General features: G+C 61.1%; 23 protein-coding genes. 15 read left to right on the top strand and 8 right to left on the bottom strand.

Features of this window, described 5'->3' with window-relative positions:
* Positions 1 to 5: 5 nt before the first annotated feature.
* Complete coding sequence (locus tag IB265_RS29890) at positions 6 to 1043, bottom strand: GlxA family transcriptional regulator (protein ID WP_192495595.1); 1038 nt, start codon at positions 1041 to 1043, stop codon at positions 6 to 8.
* A 214-nt stretch (positions 1044 to 1257) separates the two neighbouring features.
* Between IB265_RS29890 and IB265_RS29885 the strand changes: the two genes are divergently transcribed.
* Together IB265_RS29885 and IB265_RS29880 are read left to right on the top strand one after the other, a co-directional pair.
* On the top strand, positions 1258 to 2043 hold the full coding sequence (locus IB265_RS29885) for a DeoR/GlpR family DNA-binding transcription regulator (protein WP_192495594.1): 786 nt from the start codon (positions 1258 to 1260) through the stop codon (positions 2041 to 2043).
* A gap of 85 nt (positions 2044 to 2128) precedes the next feature.
* On the top strand, positions 2129 to 4579 hold the full coding sequence (locus tag IB265_RS29880; RefSeq protein WP_192495593.1) for an FAD-dependent oxidoreductase: 2451 nt from the start codon (positions 2129 to 2131) through the stop codon (positions 4577 to 4579).
* 92 nt (positions 4580 to 4671) lie between these two features.
* Here IB265_RS29880 and IB265_RS29875 read toward each other — a convergent pair whose 3' ends face one another.
* Positions 4672 to 5661: an aldo/keto reductase gene (locus IB265_RS29875; RefSeq protein WP_192495592.1), complete on the bottom strand. Its 990-nt coding sequence runs from the start codon at positions 5659 to 5661 to the stop codon at positions 4672 to 4674.
* Positions 5662 to 5845: 184 nt separating this feature from the next.
* Between IB265_RS29875 and IB265_RS29870 the strand changes: the two genes are divergently transcribed.
* The 4 genes from IB265_RS29870 to IB265_RS29855 all read left to right on the top strand — a co-directional run bounded on the left by IB265_RS29870 (position 5846) and on the right by IB265_RS29855 (position 9277).
* Positions 5846 to 6739, top strand: a complete 894-nt coding sequence (locus IB265_RS29870) for a LysR family transcriptional regulator (protein ID WP_192495591.1) — start codon at positions 5846 to 5848, stop codon at positions 6737 to 6739.
* Between the two features lie 137 nt (positions 6740 to 6876).
* Positions 6877 to 7353: a cytochrome P460 family protein gene (locus IB265_RS29865; RefSeq protein ID WP_113131860.1), complete on the top strand. Its 477-nt coding sequence runs from the start codon at positions 6877 to 6879 to the stop codon at positions 7351 to 7353.
* A gap of 13 nt (positions 7354 to 7366) precedes the next feature.
* Positions 7367 to 8092 carry a DUF4405 domain-containing protein gene (locus tag IB265_RS29860; RefSeq protein WP_192495590.1) on the top strand — a complete coding sequence of 242 codons (726 nt, stop codon included), beginning with the start codon at positions 7367 to 7369 and terminating at the stop codon, positions 8090 to 8092.
* Positions 8093 to 8140: 48 nt separating this feature from the next.
* Positions 8141 to 9277: an aldo/keto reductase gene (locus IB265_RS29855; protein WP_192495589.1), complete on the top strand. Its 1137-nt coding sequence runs from the start codon at positions 8141 to 8143 to the stop codon at positions 9275 to 9277.
* Between the two features lie 170 nt (positions 9278 to 9447).
* On the opposite strand, the gene IB265_RS29850 is transcribed toward IB265_RS29855, so the two are convergent.
* Positions 9448 to 10809: a PLP-dependent aminotransferase family protein gene (locus IB265_RS29850; RefSeq protein ID WP_192495588.1), complete on the bottom strand. Its 1362-nt coding sequence runs from the start codon at positions 10807 to 10809 to the stop codon at positions 9448 to 9450.
* Positions 10810 to 10945: 136 nt separating this feature from the next.
* Between IB265_RS29850 and IB265_RS29845 the strand changes: the two genes are divergently transcribed.
* From IB265_RS29845 to IB265_RS29815, 7 genes are all read left to right on the top strand, one after another.
* A complete protein-coding gene (locus tag IB265_RS29845) occupies positions 10946 to 11350 on the top strand; it encodes a VOC family protein (protein WP_057248754.1) in 405 nt (134 codons plus the stop codon).
* Between the two features lie 35 nt (positions 11351 to 11385).
* A complete protein-coding gene (locus IB265_RS29840) occupies positions 11386 to 12015 on the top strand; it encodes a LysE family translocator (RefSeq protein WP_112995841.1) in 630 nt (209 codons plus the stop codon).
* Between the two features lie 53 nt (positions 12016 to 12068).
* Positions 12069 to 12914, top strand: a complete 846-nt coding sequence (locus IB265_RS29835) for a PhzF family phenazine biosynthesis protein (protein ID WP_057248752.1) — start codon at positions 12069 to 12071, stop codon at positions 12912 to 12914.
* A 23-nt stretch (positions 12915 to 12937) separates the two neighbouring features.
* On the top strand, positions 12938 to 13309 hold the full coding sequence (locus IB265_RS29830) for a nuclear transport factor 2 family protein (protein WP_192495587.1): 372 nt from the start codon (positions 12938 to 12940) through the stop codon (positions 13307 to 13309).
* A gap of 67 nt (positions 13310 to 13376) precedes the next feature.
* Entirely contained in the window at positions 13377 to 13973 is a 597-nt protein-coding gene (locus IB265_RS29825; protein ID WP_112995840.1) for an NUDIX domain-containing protein, read from the top strand.
* Between the two features lie 79 nt (positions 13974 to 14052).
* The gene (locus IB265_RS29820; protein ID WP_113479807.1) at positions 14053 to 14253 is read left to right on the top strand and encodes a hypothetical protein; all 201 of its coding nucleotides are present in this window, start codon (positions 14053 to 14055) and stop codon (positions 14251 to 14253) included.
* Positions 14238 to 14543, top strand: a complete 306-nt coding sequence (locus IB265_RS29815; RefSeq protein WP_375293094.1) for a hypothetical protein — start codon at positions 14238 to 14240, stop codon at positions 14541 to 14543. The genes IB265_RS29820 and IB265_RS29815 overlap by 16 nt, the downstream gene beginning before the upstream one ends.
* An 85-nt stretch (positions 14544 to 14628) precedes the next feature.
* Here IB265_RS29815 and IB265_RS29810 read toward each other — a convergent pair whose 3' ends face one another.
* The 5 genes from IB265_RS29810 to IB265_RS29790 all read right to left on the bottom strand — a co-directional run bounded on the left by IB265_RS29810 (position 14629) and on the right by IB265_RS29790 (position 19051).
* Positions 14629 to 14832, bottom strand: coding sequence for a cold-shock protein (locus IB265_RS29810; RefSeq protein WP_057248747.1), 204 nt, complete (start codon positions 14830 to 14832; stop codon positions 14629 to 14631).
* A gap of 292 nt (positions 14833 to 15124) precedes the next feature.
* Positions 15125 to 15907, bottom strand: coding sequence for a FadR/GntR family transcriptional regulator (locus IB265_RS29805; RefSeq protein ID WP_112995838.1), 783 nt, complete (start codon positions 15905 to 15907; stop codon positions 15125 to 15127).
* A 43-nt stretch (positions 15908 to 15950) separates the two neighbouring features.
* Positions 15951 to 16847 carry an NAD(P)-dependent oxidoreductase gene (locus tag IB265_RS29800; protein ID WP_057248745.1) on the bottom strand — a complete coding sequence of 299 codons (897 nt, stop codon included), beginning with the start codon at positions 16845 to 16847 and terminating at the stop codon, positions 15951 to 15953.
* Positions 16848 to 17030: 183 nt separating this feature from the next.
* The gene (locus tag IB265_RS29795) at positions 17031 to 18023 is read right to left on the bottom strand and encodes a sugar-binding protein (protein ID WP_057248744.1); all 993 of its coding nucleotides are present in this window, start codon (positions 18021 to 18023) and stop codon (positions 17031 to 17033) included.
* A 47-nt stretch (positions 18024 to 18070) separates the two neighbouring features.
* Positions 18071 to 19051, bottom strand: a complete 981-nt coding sequence (locus tag IB265_RS29790; protein WP_112995837.1) for an NAD(P)-dependent oxidoreductase — start codon at positions 19049 to 19051, stop codon at positions 18071 to 18073.
* Between the two features lie 170 nt (positions 19052 to 19221).
* Here IB265_RS29790 and IB265_RS29785 point away from each other — a divergent pair, with 170 nt between their 5' ends.
* Positions 19222 to 19992 carry an ATP-binding cassette domain-containing protein gene (locus tag IB265_RS29785; RefSeq protein WP_057248742.1) on the top strand — a complete coding sequence of 257 codons (771 nt, stop codon included), beginning with the start codon at positions 19222 to 19224 and terminating at the stop codon, positions 19990 to 19992.
* 46 nt (positions 19993 to 20038) lie between these two features.
* Positions 20039 to 21034, top strand: coding sequence for an ABC transporter permease (locus tag IB265_RS29780; RefSeq protein ID WP_057248741.1), 996 nt, complete (start codon positions 20039 to 20041; stop codon positions 21032 to 21034).
* The last annotated feature ends 34 nt before the right edge of the window (positions 21035 to 21068 follow it).

The raw sequence follows: 21068 nt of genomic DNA, 5'->3' as shown, positions 1-21068 counted from the left end.
TCAACCTAAGCCACCCGAATCTCTGCCATCACCGCTCTACGGTCGTTTCCCGCGCGCAGGCGTTCCATTTCGGCGAGACGCGTGCGCTGTGGCGTAAGTCCATAGCGCTCGCGGTAGGTGCGGGAAAAGTGCGAGGCGGTGGTAAAGCCGCAGGCGACCGCGATCTCGATGACCTGGAGAGATGAGGTGAGCAGCAGAAGATGGGCGCGCTCCAGCCGTAGGTCGAGATAATAACGCGCCGGCGTGCGGCCCATTTCCTTTCGAAACAGCCGCTCCGTCTGCCGCCGCGAAAGGCCGGTCGCCGGCGACATGTTGGCAAGCTTCAGCGGCTCAGCAAGATTGGCCTCCATCTGCTCGATGATCCGGATCAGAAATGGGTTGTCGATGCCAAGGCGTGCCTGCAGCGGAAGGCGCTGGCGCTCGCCTGTCTCGCGAAGACGTTCGCAGAGCGCCGCCTCGCAGATGCGGTTGACCACGTCCGGGCCGAGGTCTGCTTTGATGATACGCAGGAACATGTCGAAGGGCGCATTGCCGCCGGCGCAGGTGTAAAGGCTGCCGTCGATCTCGAAGGCGGTCTGGCGCGCACCGGCAATGAAGAACCGTTCTGAGAAATCCGGAAAATGCTCCCAGTGCACCGCGCATCGACGCTCGTCGAGCAGGCCCGCGCGGGCCAGACAGTAGACGCCGCCGGCAAGTCCGGCGAGGCGCACCTGACTGCGAGCGCAGTGCCGAAGCCAGGCCTCCAGAGCCCGGTCGGCGGGCGGCTTCGTGCGGCTGCCGCAGATGACGACGAACCCCGGCTGTTCGCCCCGGTGGAACCGGCCGCGCTCATCCGCGAGCGGTCCGGCCGCAGCAAGGCGTGTGCCGCAGGATGAGACGGCGGATGAGCCATCTGCCGTTACAATGTGCCAGTGGTAAACGGCGCGCTCGGCCACGTCATTGGCAAGGCGCAGCGCTTCGATCGCTGCGGAAAAGCCATGCAGGGCAAAGCCATCGAGCAGATAGAAGGTGAAGTGGCGGACCAGCGCGCGTGCCTGCTGCATTGTCTCTTCCTGATAATGAAAGGTCGCGACGTGTTGCGAGTTGGATAGAACAGTTACATTATGCAACATAACTAACCGTTGCCAAGCCGGTTTCGACGGCTGCGGAGGAAAATTCTCCGCGATCTCGCGTGAAATGCCGGTACTTTCCAGCTAGGCGAGCCGCGAGGCTGTGGCGCGACTTGTCAAATGGACAAAAATGAACACAGTTGGTTCCATGTCTGACTCTCAAAGCGCCCGCGCTCTTGCCCCACGCCGCCATGGCGAAATCCTTAGACGTCTTGCTGCCAACGGTACCGTGGGTATCACCGAACTGGCGGACTTTTTCGACGTGTCGCGCCAGACGATAAGGCGCGACCTGAAGCTGCTTGCCGATCGCGGCCAGCTTGATCTTGTGCATGGCGGCGCCACCCTGTTCGAACCCACTGAGGCAGCTTTTACCGAGCGACGGGAGGAAAATGCCGGGGCGAAGGCGGCGATCGGCCGTGCTGCGGCGGGTCTGGTGCGCGACGGCATGGTGATCTTCCTGGATTCCGGCACCACGACGCTGGCCGTGGCCCACGCGTTATCCGGGCGAAAAAACCTAACGATTTGCACGACTTCACTGTCGATCGCGCTTTTGATGTGCCGGCAACCACTCGTGCGGGTTCATATGCTCGGCGGAGAGATCGATCCGGACGAGGAAGCGGCCGTCGGCATCGATGCGCTCGAGGCCATCAACCATTTCCGTGTCGATGTCGCCTTTCTCGGCGGCGGCGGGCTCTCGCCGGATGGCGAGGTGACCGACTTTACCCGCAGCGGCGCCGAGCAACGATCCCGCATGGTGACGACTGCGGCCAAAGCCTATTTCGTGCTCGACAGCTCCAAGTTCGGACGGCTGACGCCGCTGCGTATTCCGCGCTTCGAAGTCGCCGCCGGGGTGATCGTCGATCGGCGCCCGCCGGAGGCGATCCGCGAGGCGCTGGAGCGTAAAGGTCCCATTCTAATCGTCGCCGAACAATGAAATGTAATATTGTGTAACGTTTTGTCTTGTTCTTTGTCAGCGTTTTGTTACCGTGTGGCCTTCCATGGTTTCGGGAGGTCGTTTCATGGCGCAGAAATTTCCAACGCAGGCCCAGGTCGTCATCGTCGGTGGTGGTATCATCGGTTGTTCGGTCGCCTATCATTTGACCAAGCTCGGCTGGAACGATGTCGTTCTTCTGGAGCAGGGGCAGCTGAGCGGTGGCACCACATGGCACGCGGCCGGTCTCGTCGGCCAGTTGCGCAGCCACGCCAACATGACGAGCCTCATCAAATACTCGACCAAGCTCTATAGCGAGCTGGAATCGGAGACCGGTCTTGCCACGGGCTGGAAGAATTGCGGTTCCCTTTCCGTCGCCCGAACAGAGGACCGCATGACCGTGCTGAAGCGCACGGCGGCCTCCGCCCGTGCGCAGGGGGTCGAGATCGAGGTGATCTCGCCGAAGGAGGCACAGGATCTCTGGCCGGTGATGGCCATCGACGATCTCGTCGGCGCCGTCTGGCTGCCTGGCGATGGCAAGGCCAATCCGACCGACCTCACGCAATCGCTCGCGAAAGGCGCGCGCAATCGCGGTGCGCGTGTCATCGAGCGCGTCCGGGTCACCGGTATTTCGACGAAGAACGGTGTCGTGACCGGGGTGGAAACCGATCGCGGGGCCATTGCCGCCGAGATCGTCGTCAACTGCGCCGGGCAATGGGCGCGCAAGGTCGGCCAGATGTGCGGCGTCACGGTGCCGCTGCACTCGGCTGAACACATGTATATCGTCACCGGCCGGATCGAGGGCGTGCATCCCGATCTGCCGGTCATGCGCGATCCAGACGGCTACATCTATTTCAAGGAGGAAGTCGGTGGTCTCGTCATGGGCGGCTTCGAGCCGGAGGCGAAGCCCTGGGGCATGGCCGGCATTCCTGATGATTTCGAGTTTGCTCTTTTGCCTGATGACTGGGACCAGTTCGAGATCCTGATGCACAACGCCCTGCAGCGGGTGCCACAGCTTGCGACCTCAGAGGTGAAGAAATTCTACAACGGGCCGGAGAGTTTTACCGCAGACAACAATTTCATTCTCGGCGAGGCGCCGGAGCTGAAGAACTTCTTTGTCGGCGCGGGCTTCAATTCCATGGGGATCGCCAGTGCCGGCGGAGCAGGGCGGGCACTTGCCGAATGGATCGTCAACCGCGCGCCGACCATGGATCTGTGGCCGGTTGATATCCGCCGCTTCGCCGGCTTCAACAACAATCCTCGCTGGCTGCACGACCGTGTCAAGGAGACACTGGGCCTCCACTACGCGATGCCCTGGCCGAACCGGGAACTGGACACGGCCCGTCCCTTCCGCCGCTCGCCGCTCTACGATCGCCTCGCCGCCAAGGGGGCGTGCTTCGGTTCGAAGATGGGATGGGAACGCGCCAACTGGTTTGCCGCAGAAGGCGAGAGTCCCGTGACGGAATACGCCTTCGGCCGGCAGAATTGGCACGACGCGGTCAAGCGCGAGATGCAGGCGACGCGCGAGGCTGCCGGTATCTTCGACCAGACCTCGTTTGCCAAGCTGCTCGTCCAGGGTCGGGATGCCGCAGCAGAGCTCAATCGCATCTGCGCTGCGGAGATCGACGTCGAGATCGGCCGTTCCGTTTATACGGGCATCTTGAACAAACGTGGCGGCTACGAAAGCGATCTGACGGTGATGCGCCTTGCCTCCGACCGCTTCCTGCTGATTACCGGATCGGCGCAAGCCGTGCACGACGCGGACTGGATCCGCAAGAACGTACCCGCGGACGCCCATTTGACGCTGACCGACGTTACCTCCGCCTATGCGGTCCTGGCGCTGATGGGGCCGAAGTCGCGCGACATCCTCTCTCGGGTCACCTCTGCGGATCTCTCGAATGAGGGCTTTCCCTTCGCAACGATCCGGGAGATCGATGTCGGTTACGCCACGACCTATGCAAACCGCATGACCTATGTCGGCGAACTCGGCTGGGAACTGATCGTGCCGACGGAATTCGGCGTCGGGGTCTACGAAGCGCTGCACGAGGTCGGCCGCGATTTCGGACTGACGGATTGCGGCTACTATGCGCTTGAGGCCCTCAGGCTCGAAAAGGGCTATCGCGCCTGGAGCCGCGAGCTGACGCCGGACGTCAATCCTTGCGAAGCGGGTCTCTCCTTTGCAGTCGCCGCCGACAAGACGGGCGGCTTCATCGGCCGGCAGGCCTATCTTGCCGCAAAGGCGAAGGGCGCTCCTTCTCGCCGTATTGTGCAGTTTACTGTGAACGATCCGTGGCCAATGCTCTGGGGCGGCGAGTTGATCCTTCGCGATGGGAACCCCGTTGGCGAGGTGCGCTCGGCCGCCTACGGACATACCCTTGGACGTTCGGTCGCGCTGGCACTGATCGAACATGCAACCGGCGTGGATACCGACTTCGTGAAGTCCGGCAACTTCGAGGTCGAACTCGCCGGCGTTCGTTTCGCTGTCACCCCTCACGTTACGGCCGCCTATGACCCGAAAGCCATCCGCATCAAGGCCTAGTCGCTGCAAGCACTTGGCGCGCCAGGCCGATCGCGCGCGCCAACCGATATTACCGCAAGGCGATATCTGCCGAGGGAATATGGCCGGTGTCCTCAGTGGCCGACCATCTTGAGCGCCGCTTCGGGAAGACGCTCGCCCTGAACCTCGATTTTGGAGAGGCCTGCGGCGATCTCGGAGCGGTCTTCGGCGGTCAGTTCGAGGTCAACCGCGCCGAGATTTTCCTCGAGCCGGTGCGACTTCGTGGTGCCCGGGATCGGCACGATCCAAGGCCTTGGGGCAAGAAGCCAAGCCAAGGCGACCTGCGCGAGCGTGGCTCCCTTGCGATCCGCTACCGCTTTCACGATATCGACCAGCGCCATGTTGGCTTTGCGGGCGTCGGGGGAGAAGCGCGGCACCATGTTCCGGAAATCCGTCGGATCGAACGTGGTGTTCTCATCGATCTTGCCCGTCAGGAACCCGGCTCCGAGCGGGCTGAAGGGGACGAAGCCGACGTTCAGTTCCTCGAGTACCGGAAGCAGTTCGGCTTCAGGCCCACGCCAGAACAGCGAGTATTCACTCTGCACGGCGGCAAGCGGATGGACGGCATGGGCGCGACGGACTGTACCGACACCTGCTTCCGAAAGTCCGTAATGTCTCACCTTCCCTGCCGCGACGAGGTCCTTGATGGCTCCGGCAACGTCCTCGATCGGCACGTCCGGATCGACGCGGTGTTGATAGAAGATGTCGATACGATCGGTCTTGAGCCGCTTGAGGCTGGCGTCGGCGACCGCCTTGATGTGCGCGGGGCGGCTGTTCGTTCCCCCGCCACGCTTGCCTGTCTTGAGATCAATGTCGAAGCCGAACTTCGTCCCGATCACGACCTGGTCCCGGATTGGTGCGAGCGCTTCTCCGACGAGCCCCTCGTTCACGAAGGGCCCATAAGCTTCGGCAGTGTCGAAAAACGTGACCCCACGTTCATAGGCACCGCGGATAAGCTTTATCATCTCCGCTTTGTCGGCCGGAGGACCGTAGGCCGCGCTCATACCCATGCATCCGAGCCCGATGGCAGAGACTTCGAGTGCTCCTAGTTTGCGCGTTTCCATTTCTCTTTTTCCTTGTGTTTGTGGCGACGACACATCGGTGACAAACGTTGTGGGGCGCCGGGCAGTTCATGCCTCATGGCTCATGGCGGCGCCCGACCGCGCTGTACTTGTCCGGAATCTAGCGATTGAGACTGTTTTCGATTAGTCGCTATAATCGGCATGAACCTATTAGCTGGACTACTGAATGCCCCAGGAAAATTACAACGACCTCGTCGCGTTCCTGACCGTCGCGAGAGAACGGAGCTTCACCAAGGCGGCAGCAAAACTCGGCGTCTCGCAGTCGGCGCTCAGCCAGACCGTGCGGGGACTGGAGGCCCGCCTCGGCATCCGGCTGCTCACGCGCACGACGCGGAGCGTCGCGCCGACAGAAGCGGGAGAGCGCCTGCTCAAGACGGTCGGCCCGCGCTTCGAAGAGATCGAGGCGGAACTCGGCGCGCTCAGCGAACTCAAGGACAAGCCCTCGGGCACGATCCGGATAACGGCCGGCGAGCACCCGGCGATTTCCGTTCTCGCGCCCGCGATCCGGAAACTTGCCATCGAGTATCCCGACATCAACGTCGAGGTGACCGTCGATTACGGTCTGACGGACATCGTCGCGGAGCGCTACGACGCGGGCATCCGGCTTGGCGAGCAGGTCGCCAAGGACATGATTGCGGTTAAGGTGAGCGGCGACATGCGCATGGCGGTCGTCGGGTCCCCGGCATACTTCGGGCGCCATGGGCGGCCGGAGACGCCCCAGGACCTGACCGGTCACAACTGCATCAACATGCGGCTGCCGACCCGCGGTGGCATCTATCCTTGGGAGTTCGAACGCGACGGTCGTGAAATCCGGGTCAGGGTCGATGGCCAACTTGTCTTCAACACTCTCGCAATGCGGATCGACGCAGCACTTTCCGGCCTGGGCCTTGCCTACCTACCCGAAGACCAGGCGACCGAGCACCTTGCAACTGGTCGCCTTGAGCGCGTCCTCGAGGACTGGTGCGAACCGTTCCCCGGCTATCACCTCTATTATCCGAACCGAAGACATGCTTCGCCTGCCTTTGCCGTCTTTGTAGACGCCCTTCGGTTTCGGGGCTGAAGACTGTTTTTTCAATCACGGCTTATCAACTGACCGTGATTAAGAAGCAGGCCTAATAAGCTCATCCCGGTTTCGGCGTCTAATGCCGCGGCCCGCTCTCACGTACCGTTCGCTTGTCCAATTCGTGAGAGAAACCGATGACACGCACTAAACTCTGGCTGGGCGCGCTGGCATTTTCCGCCGCAGCCGTTGACACCCAGGTCTACGCCGAAGCGAACCGCGTCCAGTTCCCGAAAGATCTGGACGACCTTGTGCACTACACGACCGTCCGCCGGAGCGAGGTGGCGGAGCACATCATGACCACGCGCGAGGCGGTCGACGCGGTCAAGAACGGGCAACCCATCCCTGATGGCACGCACTTCGTGCTGGTCGACCACCGAGACGGAAAGGTCCGCCGCTACTTTGTCATGCAGAAGGGGGAAGGTTGGGGCAACGACTATCCCGAGAGCCGGCGGACGGACGACTGGCAGTTCCAATGGTTCTGGGCCGACAAGTCCGTCAACATGGACGAGAACACCGCCCGCTGCCAGTCCTGCCATTCCTCCCGTTCTGGGGAGAACTTCCTCTACACGTTCGACGCGCTTGGCGCATTCGACGGCACGGTGATCGAATGACGGAGGGTTGGCGATGCCCCCCGTTTTCCTGATGCGCCTCGGGTTGGACTTCCTCGCCGTCGGTCTGTTTGTGGTCGCCATGGCCTATTGGTGGATGGACAACCGTTCGCATGAACTGATCGGCACGAGCATGTTCGCGCTGCTCCTCTTCCACAACGTCTTCAATCGCCGCTGGTACGGGGGCATAGCCCGAACGCGGCGTCAGGCGAGGCCGCTGGTAACCGTCGGGTTGAACCTCACGCTGCTGGTCACGATGCTGACCTTGCTGACCACGAGCATCCTGATTTCGCAGTCGCTTTTCGGGTTTTTCGCCGTCGGCGGCCCCTCCGCCAGAGACGCCCATATCCTGGCCGCCTATTGGGCCTTGATCATCGTCTCGATCCACCTCGGTCTTCACTGGTCGATCGTCATGAACGTCGTCCGAAGCCTGCTCGGACTCCATCGAAACCACCTCGGCCGTACGGCAGTCCTCAGGCTTGCCTCCTGTGGAATCGCGGCCTGCGGCGTCTACAATTCCCTCGAACTCGATATCGGATCGAGACTTCTCCTGATCCCCACCATGCAGTTCTGGGATTTCAACGAAGGCGCCGCTGGGTTCTTCCTCCGCATCGCCTCCATCGCCGGACTATACGTCGCTGCGGGGTACTACGGCATCTCGGCCATCCAGGCTCCCCGTCGTCGGTCGGCCGACGCCGATGCGCTCGGAGAGGACCGAGCCAAATCCATCTCCATCTCCTGACCAGTTCGCCCACCCCCTTCAAATCAAAACGAGAGAGGATACGAGAACATGGAGCTTAATCGTCGAGACCTGCTTTTGGCAGCGGGCACCCTGGCCGCCGTGACGAACGCCGGTGTCGCTGAGGCGCAGACCGCCACACGGGAGCGCGTCCCAACCAGCACGGCTGTGTCGGAAATCGGACGGAGGAAACTCGGCTCCCTCGAAGTTTCGAGCGTCGGGCTCGGCGTCCAGAACATGAGCCGGACCTACCAGCGCATCGTTCCGACGCGCGCGGAGATGCACAATATCATCCGAACCGCCTTCGACCGTGGCCTCACTTTCTATGACGCCGCCGAAGCCTATGGCCCGCACGAGGTGGAAAGGATCCTGGGCGAGGGCGTGGAGCCTTTCCGCGACCAGGTCGTCATCGCCACGAAGTTCGGCTGGAACATCGATCAGGAGACCGGGGAACGGAAGCCCGGCCTTAACAGCCGCCCCGAGCACATCAGGCTTGTCGTCGAGGGCATGCTGAAGCGGCTGCGTACCGATCGCATCGATCTTCTGTACCAGCACCGGGTTGATCCGCAGGTGCCGATCGAGGACGTCGCCGGGACCGTCAAGGACCTGATGTCCGAAGGCAAGGTCCTGCATTGGGGGCTCTCGGAAATGGGCCTGAACACGCTTCGTCGCGCACATGCGGCGCTGCCCCTGACCGCGGTTCAGAGTGAATATTCGATGCTTTGGCGCGGCCCGGAGACCGGTGCGATCCCGGTTTGCGAGGAACTCGGCATAGGGTTCGTGCCGTGGAGCCCTCTTGGTGAGGGTTTCCTCAACGGTGCGATCGATGCGGAGACGCGGTTTGCCCCCGGGGATATCCGCGGCATCGAGACCCGCTTTGCCCCTGAAAACCTGCCCCACAACCTGGCACTCGTCGAGCTCCTGAAAGTTTGGGCCGAACGCAAACAGACCAGACCGGGGCAAATCGCTCTGGCCTGGCTGCTGTCTCAAAAGCCATGGATCGTGCCGATCCCCGGAACGACGCAGATGGCGCATATGATCGAGAACATCGGCGCGCCGGCAATCCAGTTTTCGCCCGCCGAAATCGCCGAACTGAACGCCTCCGTATCAGTGATCGAAATCCGTGGCGCGAGGCTGCCAGACGCTGTCCAGGCCTATTCGGATGTTGAAGCACCTCTGAAGTCGTAATCGCAACTTAGGCCCGCCCAAAGCAATCTGTTTGCTTTAGGCTCGCAACGGCAAATCGGAAGTTATCTGTTCTAAAGTCGTCGTGTTGGAGGAAGCCGCGTTCATTTGTGGCCCGCTTGTCGAAATAACGGGCGCCCAGGCGGTTGCGTGAGGTGGGGCGTTCGCGGGTCCTATTTCGCAGATTGCCTTGGCATCTCGATTAGCCACTGCGCCAGAAGTGTCAGTGCCTCGGTCAGATCTTCGAACGATGCGCCGCCAAGGCAAAGCCGAATTCCGCTCGCCCGATCCTCTCGGTCCACCATCATGGAATCCGGTGGGGTCAGTTGGATGCCGGCCTCCGCAGCGGCGGATACGAAGCGGTTGGCAGCGTCGCGCGGCATCGGCAGCCAGGCGTTATACGCATCGGGATCAGAGACAAGTTCGGCCGTACCGAGAAGCGAGACAGCCAGACTGGATCGACGCCGCGCCTCATGGCGCAGATCGCGCTGGATCGAAGGGATGACGCCGGTGATCAGCCATTCCTCGACCACTGCACAGGAGAGCGGCGAGGGGGCCAGAGGCATGTCTTGCAAGGCGTCTTCCGCTGCTTCGTTAAAACCAGCCGGCAGCGCGAGCACGCCGATCTGCAATCCGGGGCCAAGCGACTTGGACAGCCCGTTCACATGAAAGGCGATCTCGGGCGCCAATGCCGTCAGCGGAGGCAAAGCCGGCTCGGCCGGCGCATAGACGCCGTCCTCGATGATCCATGCGCCCGCCAGACGGCAAATTTCCGCGATGGCCTGCCTTCGCTCCCCGCCCATCGTGGCGGTGGTCGGATTGTGAAGCGTCGGGGTGAGGTAAACTGCCTTTCTGCCGGCCGATGCGGCCCTGTCGAGCGCCTCTGCCAGTGCCTCTGGCACCATCCCTTCTGCGTCGATCCTGACACCCTGCATCCGATATCCCTTGCGCCGGGCCAGCGCGATCGCGCCGGGATAGGTGATCCGTTCGGTCAGAAGCAGTCCCTGCGGACCGCAGGCGAGGTCGAAGGCCAGTGAGAGCGCCTGGCGGGCGCCGCTCGTCAGCACCAGATGCGACGGATCGACGATGAGACCCAGTGTTTCGAGCCAGCGGGCCAGAACGCGGCGGTGCTCCAGATGTCCGGCGGGTGGGGCGTAGAGATTGAGATGATCCGCATCGATCTTGCGCGCGATCCCGGTCAATGTCCGCGCCAGCAGGCGTGCGTTGAGCGTTGCTGGCGGGGCGTTGGATGAGAGATCGATCTGCCGATCCTTGTGTGCGTGGCGGATCGCCACGAACGTTCCCCGGCCCTTGACGCTACGCGTCAGACCTCGACGTTCCAGAGCGGCATAGGCTTTCGTCACCGTGCCGAGGCCAATCCCCAGTTTCCATGCGACATCGCGATGCGCCGGCAGGCGGTCGCCTCCCGTCAGCCGCCCTTCGATGATGTCGTCGGCGAGAGCGAGGACCAGCCGCTCGGCGGCATTCGCCTCTATGTCGGCGAGACGTGGTGCCCATGGCGATTGAAGGAGCATGTTCGCCACCTCGATAAAAGTGTCACATGACACTATTCAGATAAACAGCAAGTGTAACATACGCTATGACGACGCTGAACGAAATACACACTTGCAGGAGGCGCCTGTCCGCGATGACGGGCGCATGGAGAGCCAGATGTTCAGTCATGTTACCGTCGGGGCGCGCGATCTTGAGCGGGCGGGTCGTTTCTATGACGCCGTGCTCGCTCCGCTCGGCCTGAAACGCCGCGTCGTTGCCTCCGATGGCGGGCCTCCGGCGCTTTGCTGGGTGGCTATTCAAGCGCCACTGCCGCGCTTCTATGTCTACATCCCCTTCGATGGCGAGTTGGCGACGGCCGGCAATGGCTGCATGGCCGCCTTTCTGTCCCCCTCGCAGGAGGCCGTGAGGACGGCCTACACGGAGGGTCTCACGCACGGCGGGACGGACGAAGGCGCCCCAGGCCCGCGCCCACACTACGGCGACGGTTACTTCGGTGCGTATCTGCGCGACCCCGATGGAAACAAGGTCCACATCGTCCACCGCGGAGACCTCCAGCATTAGTGCTGGAGAAGCCTCCTGTTTCTGGAGAATTTCGAATGATCGGCAGTCAGATAGCACTCGTCTACGGCACCTATCTCGTCGCCACCGCCAGTCCTGGGCCGAGCAACATGGCGATCATGGGAACGGCGATGCGCGACGGTCGCCTGCCCGCGCTCGTCTTGGCGGCGGGCGTTATCACGGGCTCACTCTTCTGGGCAGTACTGGCGGCGACGGGCATTTCCGCCGCGTTGGCCGCCTATGCAGAGGCGCTTTTCGTCATCAAGATCGTTGGCGGTGTCTATTTGCTCTATCTGGCTTTTCGTGCGGGCAAGTCGGCTCTGAAGCCGATCTCCGACATCACGAAGAAGGACGCAAGGCCTGCCACGCCTTGTTATCGATCGCTCTATCGGCAGGGCATTCTCATGCATATCGGAAACCCGAAGGCGATTCTGGCCTGGATAGCGATCATGTCGTTGGGGTTCCGTCAGGATGCTCCCGCAGGCACGCTACCGGTGATCATTGGCGGTTGCGCCATCCTCGGCGTCCTGGTGTTCGGTGGTTACGCCATCGTCTTTTCGACGGCCTCCATGATTGCCCTATACGCCAGATTGCGGCGCTGGATTGAAGGTGTGCTCTCGGCGGTCTTCGCGGTTGCGGGACTTAAACTGCTTGTTTCGCAGAGCTGATATCCGGTCCGTCGATGCCCCAATGAAGTGACCCAAATTGAAAGCGCGATGTCATGACCCTTGCCGTCCATATGGTCGATGTGTTTGGCGCCGGGCCGTTTTCTGGTAACCCGCTGGCGGTCGTCATCGGCGCAGATGCCATGTCGACGGATGAAATGCAGCAGTTGACGCGGTGGTTCAATTTGTCGGAGACCGCCTTCCTCTTATCGCCCACGCATCCAGATGCTGACTACCGGGTCAGGATATTCACGCTGGACAGGGAGATGCCTTTTGCCGGGCACCCGACGCTTGGAAGCTGTCATGTCTGGCTCTCGACGGGTCGGGTGCCGAAGAAGGCGACGGAAATCATTCAGGAATGCCGCGCCGGTCTGGTCACGATCCGGCGTGCGCATGGGCGGATTTCGTTTGCCGCCCCGCCGCTGATCCGTTCCGGCGCGCCAACACAGGGTGAATTGGATGGGGCCCGTCAACTGTTGGGCATTGAACCTTGCGATATCCTTGATGCCGCCTGGATCGACAATGGGCCTGGATGGTTGGGGATCAGATTGGCATCGGCGGAGAAAGTGCTTTCGCTCAATCCGCTCCGAAACTGGGCCGGTCGGATCGACGTTGGTGTGGTTGGTCCGCGTGCAAAGGGTGGCGATGCAGCCTTCGAGGTTCGTGCGTTCTTCAGCGACCATCTGGGTGCAATCGTCGAAGACCCCGTCACCGGAAGCCTCAATGCCTCGATCGCACAGTGGTTGTTCGCTGGAAGTGTGGTTGAGGAGGACTATGTCGCCGCCCAGGGGACCCGTCTTGGGCGCCATGGCCGAATTCATGTGGGCCGCGATGATGTTGGCCGAATTTGGGTAGGTGGCGAAACGCGCACGCATGTCGAAGGCCGGCTACACGGCCTTTGAAAAGGGAAAGAAGAGGTGTTTCATTGGGTACAATCGATAGGGCAGAAATTGAGCTCCCCGTCCAAAGACAGCTCGAAGCCTACAACGCCCGAGACATTGAGGCATTCATGCCCTGGTGGGCTGATGATTGCCAGTACTACGCATTTCCCTCCACGCTTCTGGCAGGGGGTGCTGTCGAAATTCGAGAGCGACATATCGAGCGGTTCAAAGAGCCTGATCTACACGGAACGGTGCTGACACGTATCGTGGTCGGCAATGTCGTCATCGACCACGAAACGGTTGCGCGAACTTTTCCGGAAGGGAAGGGCGAGGTCGATGTCGTTTGTATCTACGAAGTTGAAAACGGCAAGATTGCCAAAGCCTGGTTCAAGATCAGCGAGCAGAGGCATTTGTAGCCTTAGACAGACTGTATGAGGCCAATTGCATGGCCATTGAAGCGGCAAACAAGAGAGTGGTGACTTGATGGACGAGAGTGTTTTCCGGCCGATCGCGGAGCGTGTATTGGCGGATGATTGGGGACGGCTGACCAAGTACGAATTTGAACTTCGGCTCAGGGATGGAGGTTGGCAGCGGCAGACCCGAGAGACTTACGATCGTGGCAACGGGGCGACATGTCTGTTGTACAATCCCGGAAGTGGCCGTGTTCTGCTGACCCGTCAGTTTCGTTTGCCGGTTTTCTTGAATGGTGGTCTGGAGTCACTGATCGAAACCCCGGCGGGACTGCTTGATGGTGCCGAGCCGGCAACGCGGATGCGTGCAGAACTGATTGAAGAAACTGGTTATGATGTCTCCGAGCTGACGCATCTTTTCGACATCTACATGAGCCCCGGATCGGTCACGGAATACCTGGCATTTTTCTACGGCGAATATACCGAGAAACACAGGGTGGGAACTGGCGGCGGCGCTCCTGACGAGGGAGAAGACATAGACGTACTGGAAATTTCGTTGTCCGACGCGATCCAGATGATCGACCGTGGTGAGATTCGCGACGCCAAAACGATCATTCTGCTTCAGCACCTGACGATCCGGCTCTTTCAGGAACACGACGTGAAGCGCTGATCCGGATCTCCGGGCCATATCGATCTCGGACAGATGATGATCCTGCTAAGATTGCCGTCCCCGACATGGGAACCTCGAGATGGATCAGTTTGCCCCGAATGTCCTTTCCGACTTCGACATCGACATCGACATCGACATCGACATCGAAGTCATCCCGCCAGAGCGCGACGGAGGCCAGTCCGGAAACGCGATGATAGGCCTCTGTTGTCAAAAGAAGCGGTCGGCCTCGCGAATGGACGCCGACGGTCGCTGCAATTGTGACGAGTGCCTCGCGCCATGACGCCGTCGGTGCCAGAGCTATCGTCTGAGGTGCTGGTCAAGTTTGAGAAGGCGCTTGCGCAGCTTCCCGACGGCTATGGACAGGGAAGCTTCGCAGGTCGCCCATGGGGCGTGACCGTCAGGCGCTCGGCCGATGGCAGGCGGATCTGGTTATATGGCGAGGAACTGGGCGGAGCGGATGTCGTCAGCTTCAACTTTTATGTGCTTTCTGGTGCGAGCACCACGCTCAAGCCCTGCGAAATGTCCTCGTCGAAGGTCGTCGATTTCGTGCTTGGCTTTAAACCAACCTAAAGCGGTGATCTGCTTTCCGCTTTGATGGCTCAGCTTGCCATTACCGAGATCGCCCGACCAAAAGAAGTCCGGTAGGTCGAGACGTTCAAGCTGGCCTGACGTTTTCGGCTTTCGATTTTCCTGTCTTGCGGTCCTGGCCAAGTTCGTAGCTGACCTTTTGACCCTCTCGAAGTGGGCTTCCGCCTTCCACCGCTGACACATGGACAAAGACGTCCGCTCCACCGTTGTCCGGTGTGATGAAGCCAAAGCCCTTGTCCTGATTGAAAAACTTAACGGTACCGATTGCCATGATTATCCTCGTCAGCTGAGTGGCCTGCAAATTGCCACTGCAGCTTATTCAAGGCTGCCCCCTCCCGCAACCGCGCATTCACGCGATTCGCGGCTCGGACGGCGCGCGGTCGAGCTCTTTCGTGTCGTGTTGGCGAAGGCCGCCTCCGGCCACTGCCGTGCCCGTCGTAGACGGTGCCTAATGATTGAAGGCGAACGCTGCGACTTTTCGCGCACGATATCGCGCGGCGGGGCAGTGAACTCTCACACAAGCGGAGGTGCGCTCGGGGGCCTCATGCCATCCGACCTGACGATCATACATTGCGCCCCGATTGCGCTATGAGCTCATCGGTATTGGCTAGAAGTCGCCGCACGGCATTGCGAGCCGCGTTCGGGCGTCCGAGGCGGATGCTTTTCTCGATGTTCTCGTGGAGCTTCAGCGCGTGGACGGAGCTGCTGTCCTCCCGGGTCACCAGCAGGAAAAGGTGGTTGAGTGCAGATTCGATCAGCGCGCCCAGCGGCACCAGGAGATCGTTTCCCGACGCGCGCAGGATTGCAAGGTGGAAGCGTGTGTCGGCCTGGATGCGGGTCTGCAGCGTTGTCGCCTGTTGCATGTCTTCCAATGCGGCGCTGATTTCGGTCATCTGCTTTTCGTTCCGGCGGGTGGCGGCGAGCGCCGTCGCCTCCGGCTCCAGGATGTGGCGAAATTCCTGCACGGTCTTGAGGAACTGGAGATGGTCCGGTGAGACCGCATACCAGCTCAGAACGTCGCGATCGAGCAGGTTCCAACGCTCCCTCGGCTCCACCCAGCTGCCGACTTTCGGGCGCGAGGCGAGCAAGCCCTTGGCCATCAATATCTTGATCGCCTCTCTCACCGCAGTGCGACTGACGTTGAAGATTTCCGTCCATTGCGTCTCGTTCGGCAGGATCGTTCCGGGCGGATAGTCGCCACGCACGATACTGAGCCCGATGTCATCGGCAAGCGACATGTGGACGCTGGGTCCCGACATACGCGGCGCATCGAGGCGTCGGCTCGCACGCTTCGCCTCTGCCGTGGTCGAACCGGCGGAGACTTTTTCTGATTGTCGTTCAGCCATTTTCGTCTTTTCTCGCGTCTGTAACGCTCAGCCGCGCAGAGCGTCACCCGACGTCAACATATTTCCGCCAGCTGTGTTGCGGCTCAAAGTCGAGCATCGCGCGGGCTTTGCGGTTTGATAAGAGCGTCTCGTATTCGCCGATCTGCCCCTTGACAGGAACGCCTTGGTAGAACCGGTCGATCAGTTCGCGGGTTGGAATGTCGGAGGACGTATCGTCGCTTGCTGCGTTGAAGACCTGGAACCCAAGACCGTCCGTCTCCACGGCCCTCAGTGTGATCTGGCCGAGGTCGCGCGCATCGACATAGCTCCAGGCAATGCGCTTGCGAAAGCCCGGATCGGCAAACCAGCCGGGGAAGAGATGGTATTCGTTGGGCTCGATCACATTGCCAATGCGCAGGGCATAGATGTCGGCGCCGCTTCTGAGTGCAAAGGCGCGCGCGGTCTTTTCATTGACGACTTTGGAGAGTGCGTAGCTATCCATCGGGTCGACGTCATAGTCCTCGTCGAGCGGGAAATAGCGTGGGTTTCGCGGCTCGTTGGCGAAGACGAGGCCGTAGGTCGTCTCACTCGATGCGATGACGATCTTGCGGATGCCAAGCTTCACCGCCGCCTCGATGACATTGTAGGTGCCGATCGCATTGACGCGAAAGAGCTCGTTGTCGGGGGCGATCAGGATGCGCGGGATCGCGGCAAAGTGGACAACGGCATCGATCGGCTGCGGCGCGAGCGAAGGGTCGAATTCGTGCAGGCCCGTGTAGCTTGACAGTGCATTGAACACTTGGCCGCTGTCCGTGATGTCGGTGATCAGCGTGCGCACTTTCGGGTTGTCGAGGGGCTTCGTGTCGAGGTTGAGCACCTGGTGGCCCTGTTCGACGAGGTATTGCACGACATGGCGGCCGGCCTTGCCGCTCCCTCCGGTGAAGATGATCCGCTTGGTCATTGTGTTCTCCATGTCCTGCAAGATTGGGGGATGATCCCTATCGATGATAGTTCGTAAGGGAGATCTTCCAAGCGGGGTCGTTGCAGGTTACCGCGGCCAGCCGGCAAGAGTGCGCGCTGACCCCGGTTGTCGCGGATAGGGCGAAGGCCGGGACGCTCGGTAAAGGGCGCCCCGGCGGCGGTTTTACTTCTGAATGCAGGTATCCGCCGTGTCCTTGGTGCATTCGTCGAGACCCGTGAATACCGGATCCTCCACCGGCTTGCCGGCGATCAGGTCCAGCATGACCGACGGCGCCTTGTAGCCCATTTCGAACGGGCGCTGGCCGACGAGCGCAGTTACGAGACCTTCCTTGGCAATCGCCACCTCGTCGCCGATCGTGTCCGCCGCGCCGATGACGAATTCATTTTTCGCGATCTTGTCCGCCATCGGCTTGAACAGGTCGCGATAGGGTTGCGGCGCGCCGAAAAGCGGCCAACCGCCCATGATGCCGAAGGCGTCGAGGTCGGGATTGGCAGCGAGGATATCCGTCATCGCCTGTACGCCCTTGGCGCCGTCGTCATTGGTAAAGACCGGGCAACCTGCGACCTCCGTCCACCCGCCTTCACCCTTCAGTTCGGCAAGCCCGTCTTTCCCGGTGAGCACGTCACGCATGCCCTGGGCCCGCCGCAGGATGTTGTCGGCACCAGGGTTGCCCTCGATCGTGCAGATCTTGCCACCGTTCGGCTTGGCCTTCTTGATGTAATCGGCGATCCGCGCCCCCATCGTGTAGTTGTCGGTGCCGAGATAGGTCTTGCGCAGACCCGCGTCTTCCTTGGCGAGATCGGCGTCGAGCGTCATGACCGGAACCGTCGGATTGGCGGTTTTCAGTGTCTGGGCAATCAGCTTGGCGTTGGATGGCGAAATGGCAATCGCAGCCGTGCTGGGCTTGCCGAGCATGTCCTGGACGATCTGCGCCTCGCCGGCTTCGTCGGAGGTCGACGCCGGGCCGGTATAGAAGCACTCATATTCCGAGCTTGTGTTTTCCTTGTTCCACTTCTGGCATCCCTGGTTGATTGCCTCGAAGAACGGATTGTCGAGGCCTTTGACGACAATGACGAGCTGCTTCTTCGTCTGGGCGCCGGCGGAGCCGGCGGCCAGCGCGAGCGCTGCAACTGCAAGCACCAATGCTTTCCTCATTCTATCCTCCCGTTGAACAAGCGGACACTATCTGTCCGCGGCACAAATCAACCCGGATACCAGACGATGCGAGGGTCGCTTGACGGCCGCTCGTATTGCCAGGCCTGGTCGATAAGCTTTTTAAGATCGTATTCCGGCTGCCAGCCCAGCAGGTACTTCGCCTTGCTGTTGTCCAACCAGTTCGAGTGGAAGTGGCTTGGAACGTCGACGGACGGCAGACCGCGCGTGCGCCTGAGGTAGCTTGCGACCTCGCCGTAGTCGACCGGGCGATCCATGGCGACGTTGAAGCGCTGGCGTTCTGCGCGCGGATTGTCGATCGTGTTGAGTATTGCCGAGACGAGGTCGCTGACGTGAACGAAGTTGCGCTTGAGCGGCCTTCCGTCGGCATCGCGCAGCAACGGAACCGTTCCGGCCTCTGCGTAGCGCCTGGCTTCGTCGGGCGCAAAAAGCGTTTTCCAGTCGGGTCCACCGAACACGTCGTCACCGAAGGAAAGCGAATATTTGAAGTCGTCCTTCTCCATGATCCACGGAGCCCGGAGGCAACAGACGTTCAACCCGTATTGGATCGCGTACTGCTCGACGACCACTTCCTCGAGCACTTTCGAGAGCGCGTAGCAGCCGGGATAGGCGCGGTGCGGTGTCGACTCCGTTATCGGTCCGTCATGAGAATAGAAGAAATGCCCGACCGCGGCGTCGCCGCCGATCAGGATGAACTGCCGTGCCGTGGGGCTCGTTCTGAACGCTTCGAGCAGCCAGAAGAGGCCCTTGACTGTCACGTCCATGACGTCGGCCGGTGTTTCCTTGCAAGTCGCCAGATGCACGACGTGGCTGACACCGGCAATCGCGTCTTCCGCGACCGCACGATCGGCGATAGAGCCGCGGATGATATCAAGCCGCTCGGCTGGATCGAGCACACGGTTATGGCAGAGCGCGCGAACGCGCGCTTGCGAAAAACGTGGCCGATCAAGCAGCGTTGCTATGAGGTGCCGCCCGACCTTGCCAGTTGCCCCGGTGACAAGGATAAGCATGCTTATCTCCCAAGAATTAGCTAATATATGATCGCTTCGCCTCAATGTCTATTTGTCATACAAAACAGGTTTATCGGGTGAGAGATCATTGACGCGTTCATGACGATTTGCGTAAATAAGCAGTCGCTGGATCGCGAGGGGGCGGACATGCGGCGAGGCGTCCTGGCGGATTGGCGCGTGTTGGCGAGTCTGGAAGGCTGATCGTGCTGCTAGAGCTCAGCAATATTTCCAAGCATTTCGGGGCCATACAGGCAGTGAATGACATTTCGCTGTCGTTAGAGGCCGGTCAGGTTGTCGGCCTGATGGGCGACAACGGCGCCGGCAAATCGACGCTTGTCAAAATGATCGCAGGCAATTTCCGTCCGAGCCACGGAACCATTCGCCTTAACGGCAGCGATATCGTGCTGCATCGCCCCATCGAGGCAAGGCAGTTCGGCATCGAGATTGTTCACCAGGATCTGGCCCTTTGTGACAACCTCTCCGCGGCCGCGAATGTCTTCCTCGGCCGCGAACTGAGGCGCGGTATCGGCCCCCTGCGCGTGCTAGACTACAAGGCTATGTACCGCCGCGCCGGGGAGATCTTCAAAGAACTCCGCTCGGAGACCAGGCCACGCGACCTCGTGCGGCAGATGTCGGGTGGCCAACGGCAAGCGGTGGCGATTGCGCGTACGATGATCTCGCAGGCGAAGATCGTCTTGATGGACGAGCCGACGGCGGCAATTTCCGTGCGCCAGGTGGCCGAAGTGCTGCATCTGATCCGGCAGTTGCGCGATCGCGGCATCCTGGTTGTGCTCATCAGCCATCGTATGCCCGATGTCTTCGATGTCGCCGATCGCGTCGTCGTCATGCGCCGGGGCCGCAAGGTGGCGGACAAGCCGATCTCGGAGACCTCGCCGGAGGAGGTGACGGGGCTGATTACTGGCGCCATCGAGGTTGGATGAGGGACAAGCGAGCTCGATCTTCTGCACCGGAGGAATGGGAGGAACGATGGCAACGACGCTGGACCAGACGATCGAGCGCAGGCAGCGCACGCTCGGAGGAACGATCCTCGGCAACCAGACCTTCTGGGTTCTGATCGCTGTCATCCTTGCCTGCATCTTTCTGTCCTTTGCCACCGACAGCTTCGCGACCGCAAAGAATCTTTACAACATCACCCGCAACGTCACCTTCGTCGCAATCATCGCCCTCGGCATGACGCTCGTCATCATCACCGGCGGGATCGACCTCTCGGTGGGCTCGGTGCTGTGCCTGTGCAGCATGGTGCTCGCCGTCACGATGCACGCGGGATACAGCATCGAGACAGGTATTGCCGTCTCAATCGCGACTGCGTTGGTGATCGGTGCGTTCAATGGCATCCTCATTGCCTATCTCGGCTTTCCGCCCTTTGTCGTGACCCTCGGCATGCTCTCGATTGCCCGAAGCCTGGCCATGGTCGCGTCCAACAATACGGTGGTTTTCGAGTTCGGCCCGGACCACGACAAGCTGCTGTCGCTCGGCGGCGGATCCGTCTTCGGTATCGCCAACCCGGTGATCTACATGATCATGTTGGCACTGCTCACCGGTTTCGTGCTGCGCTGGACCCGGATTGGCCGCTACATTTACGCCATCGGCGGCAACGAGAAGGCGGCCACGGCCACGGGCCTCCCCGTGCGGCCGATCAAGGTCTGTGTCTACATGATCTCGGCGCTCTCGGCCGGCGTCGCCGGCATCATCCAAACCGGCTGGCTCGGTGCGGTGACGACCAATATCGGCGCCGGCATGGAACTGCAGGTCATCGCCGCGGCCGTGATCGGGGGCGCGAATCTCGCTGGCGGCGTCGGCACTGCCTTCGGCGCGCTCGTCGGCGCAGCACTGATCGAGGTGATCCGCAATAGCCTCGGGCTTCTCGGCATCAATGCCTTCTGGCAGGGTACGTTCATCGGCAGCGCGACTATCCTCGCAGTTCTTTTCGATCGTATCCGCAATTTCCGCCAGAGCGAGTAGCATTCAGTCTTCCTCTACACTGGTGCGTGAATTC

Origin of the sequence: Ensifer sp. ENS10 (assembly GCF_014852025.1) — a bacterium.
Classification (GTDB): domain Bacteria; phylum Pseudomonadota; class Alphaproteobacteria; order Rhizobiales; family Rhizobiaceae; genus Ensifer.
Note: the sequence above shows the minus strand (reverse complement) of the source record. Positions and strands in the feature narration are given on the sequence as shown.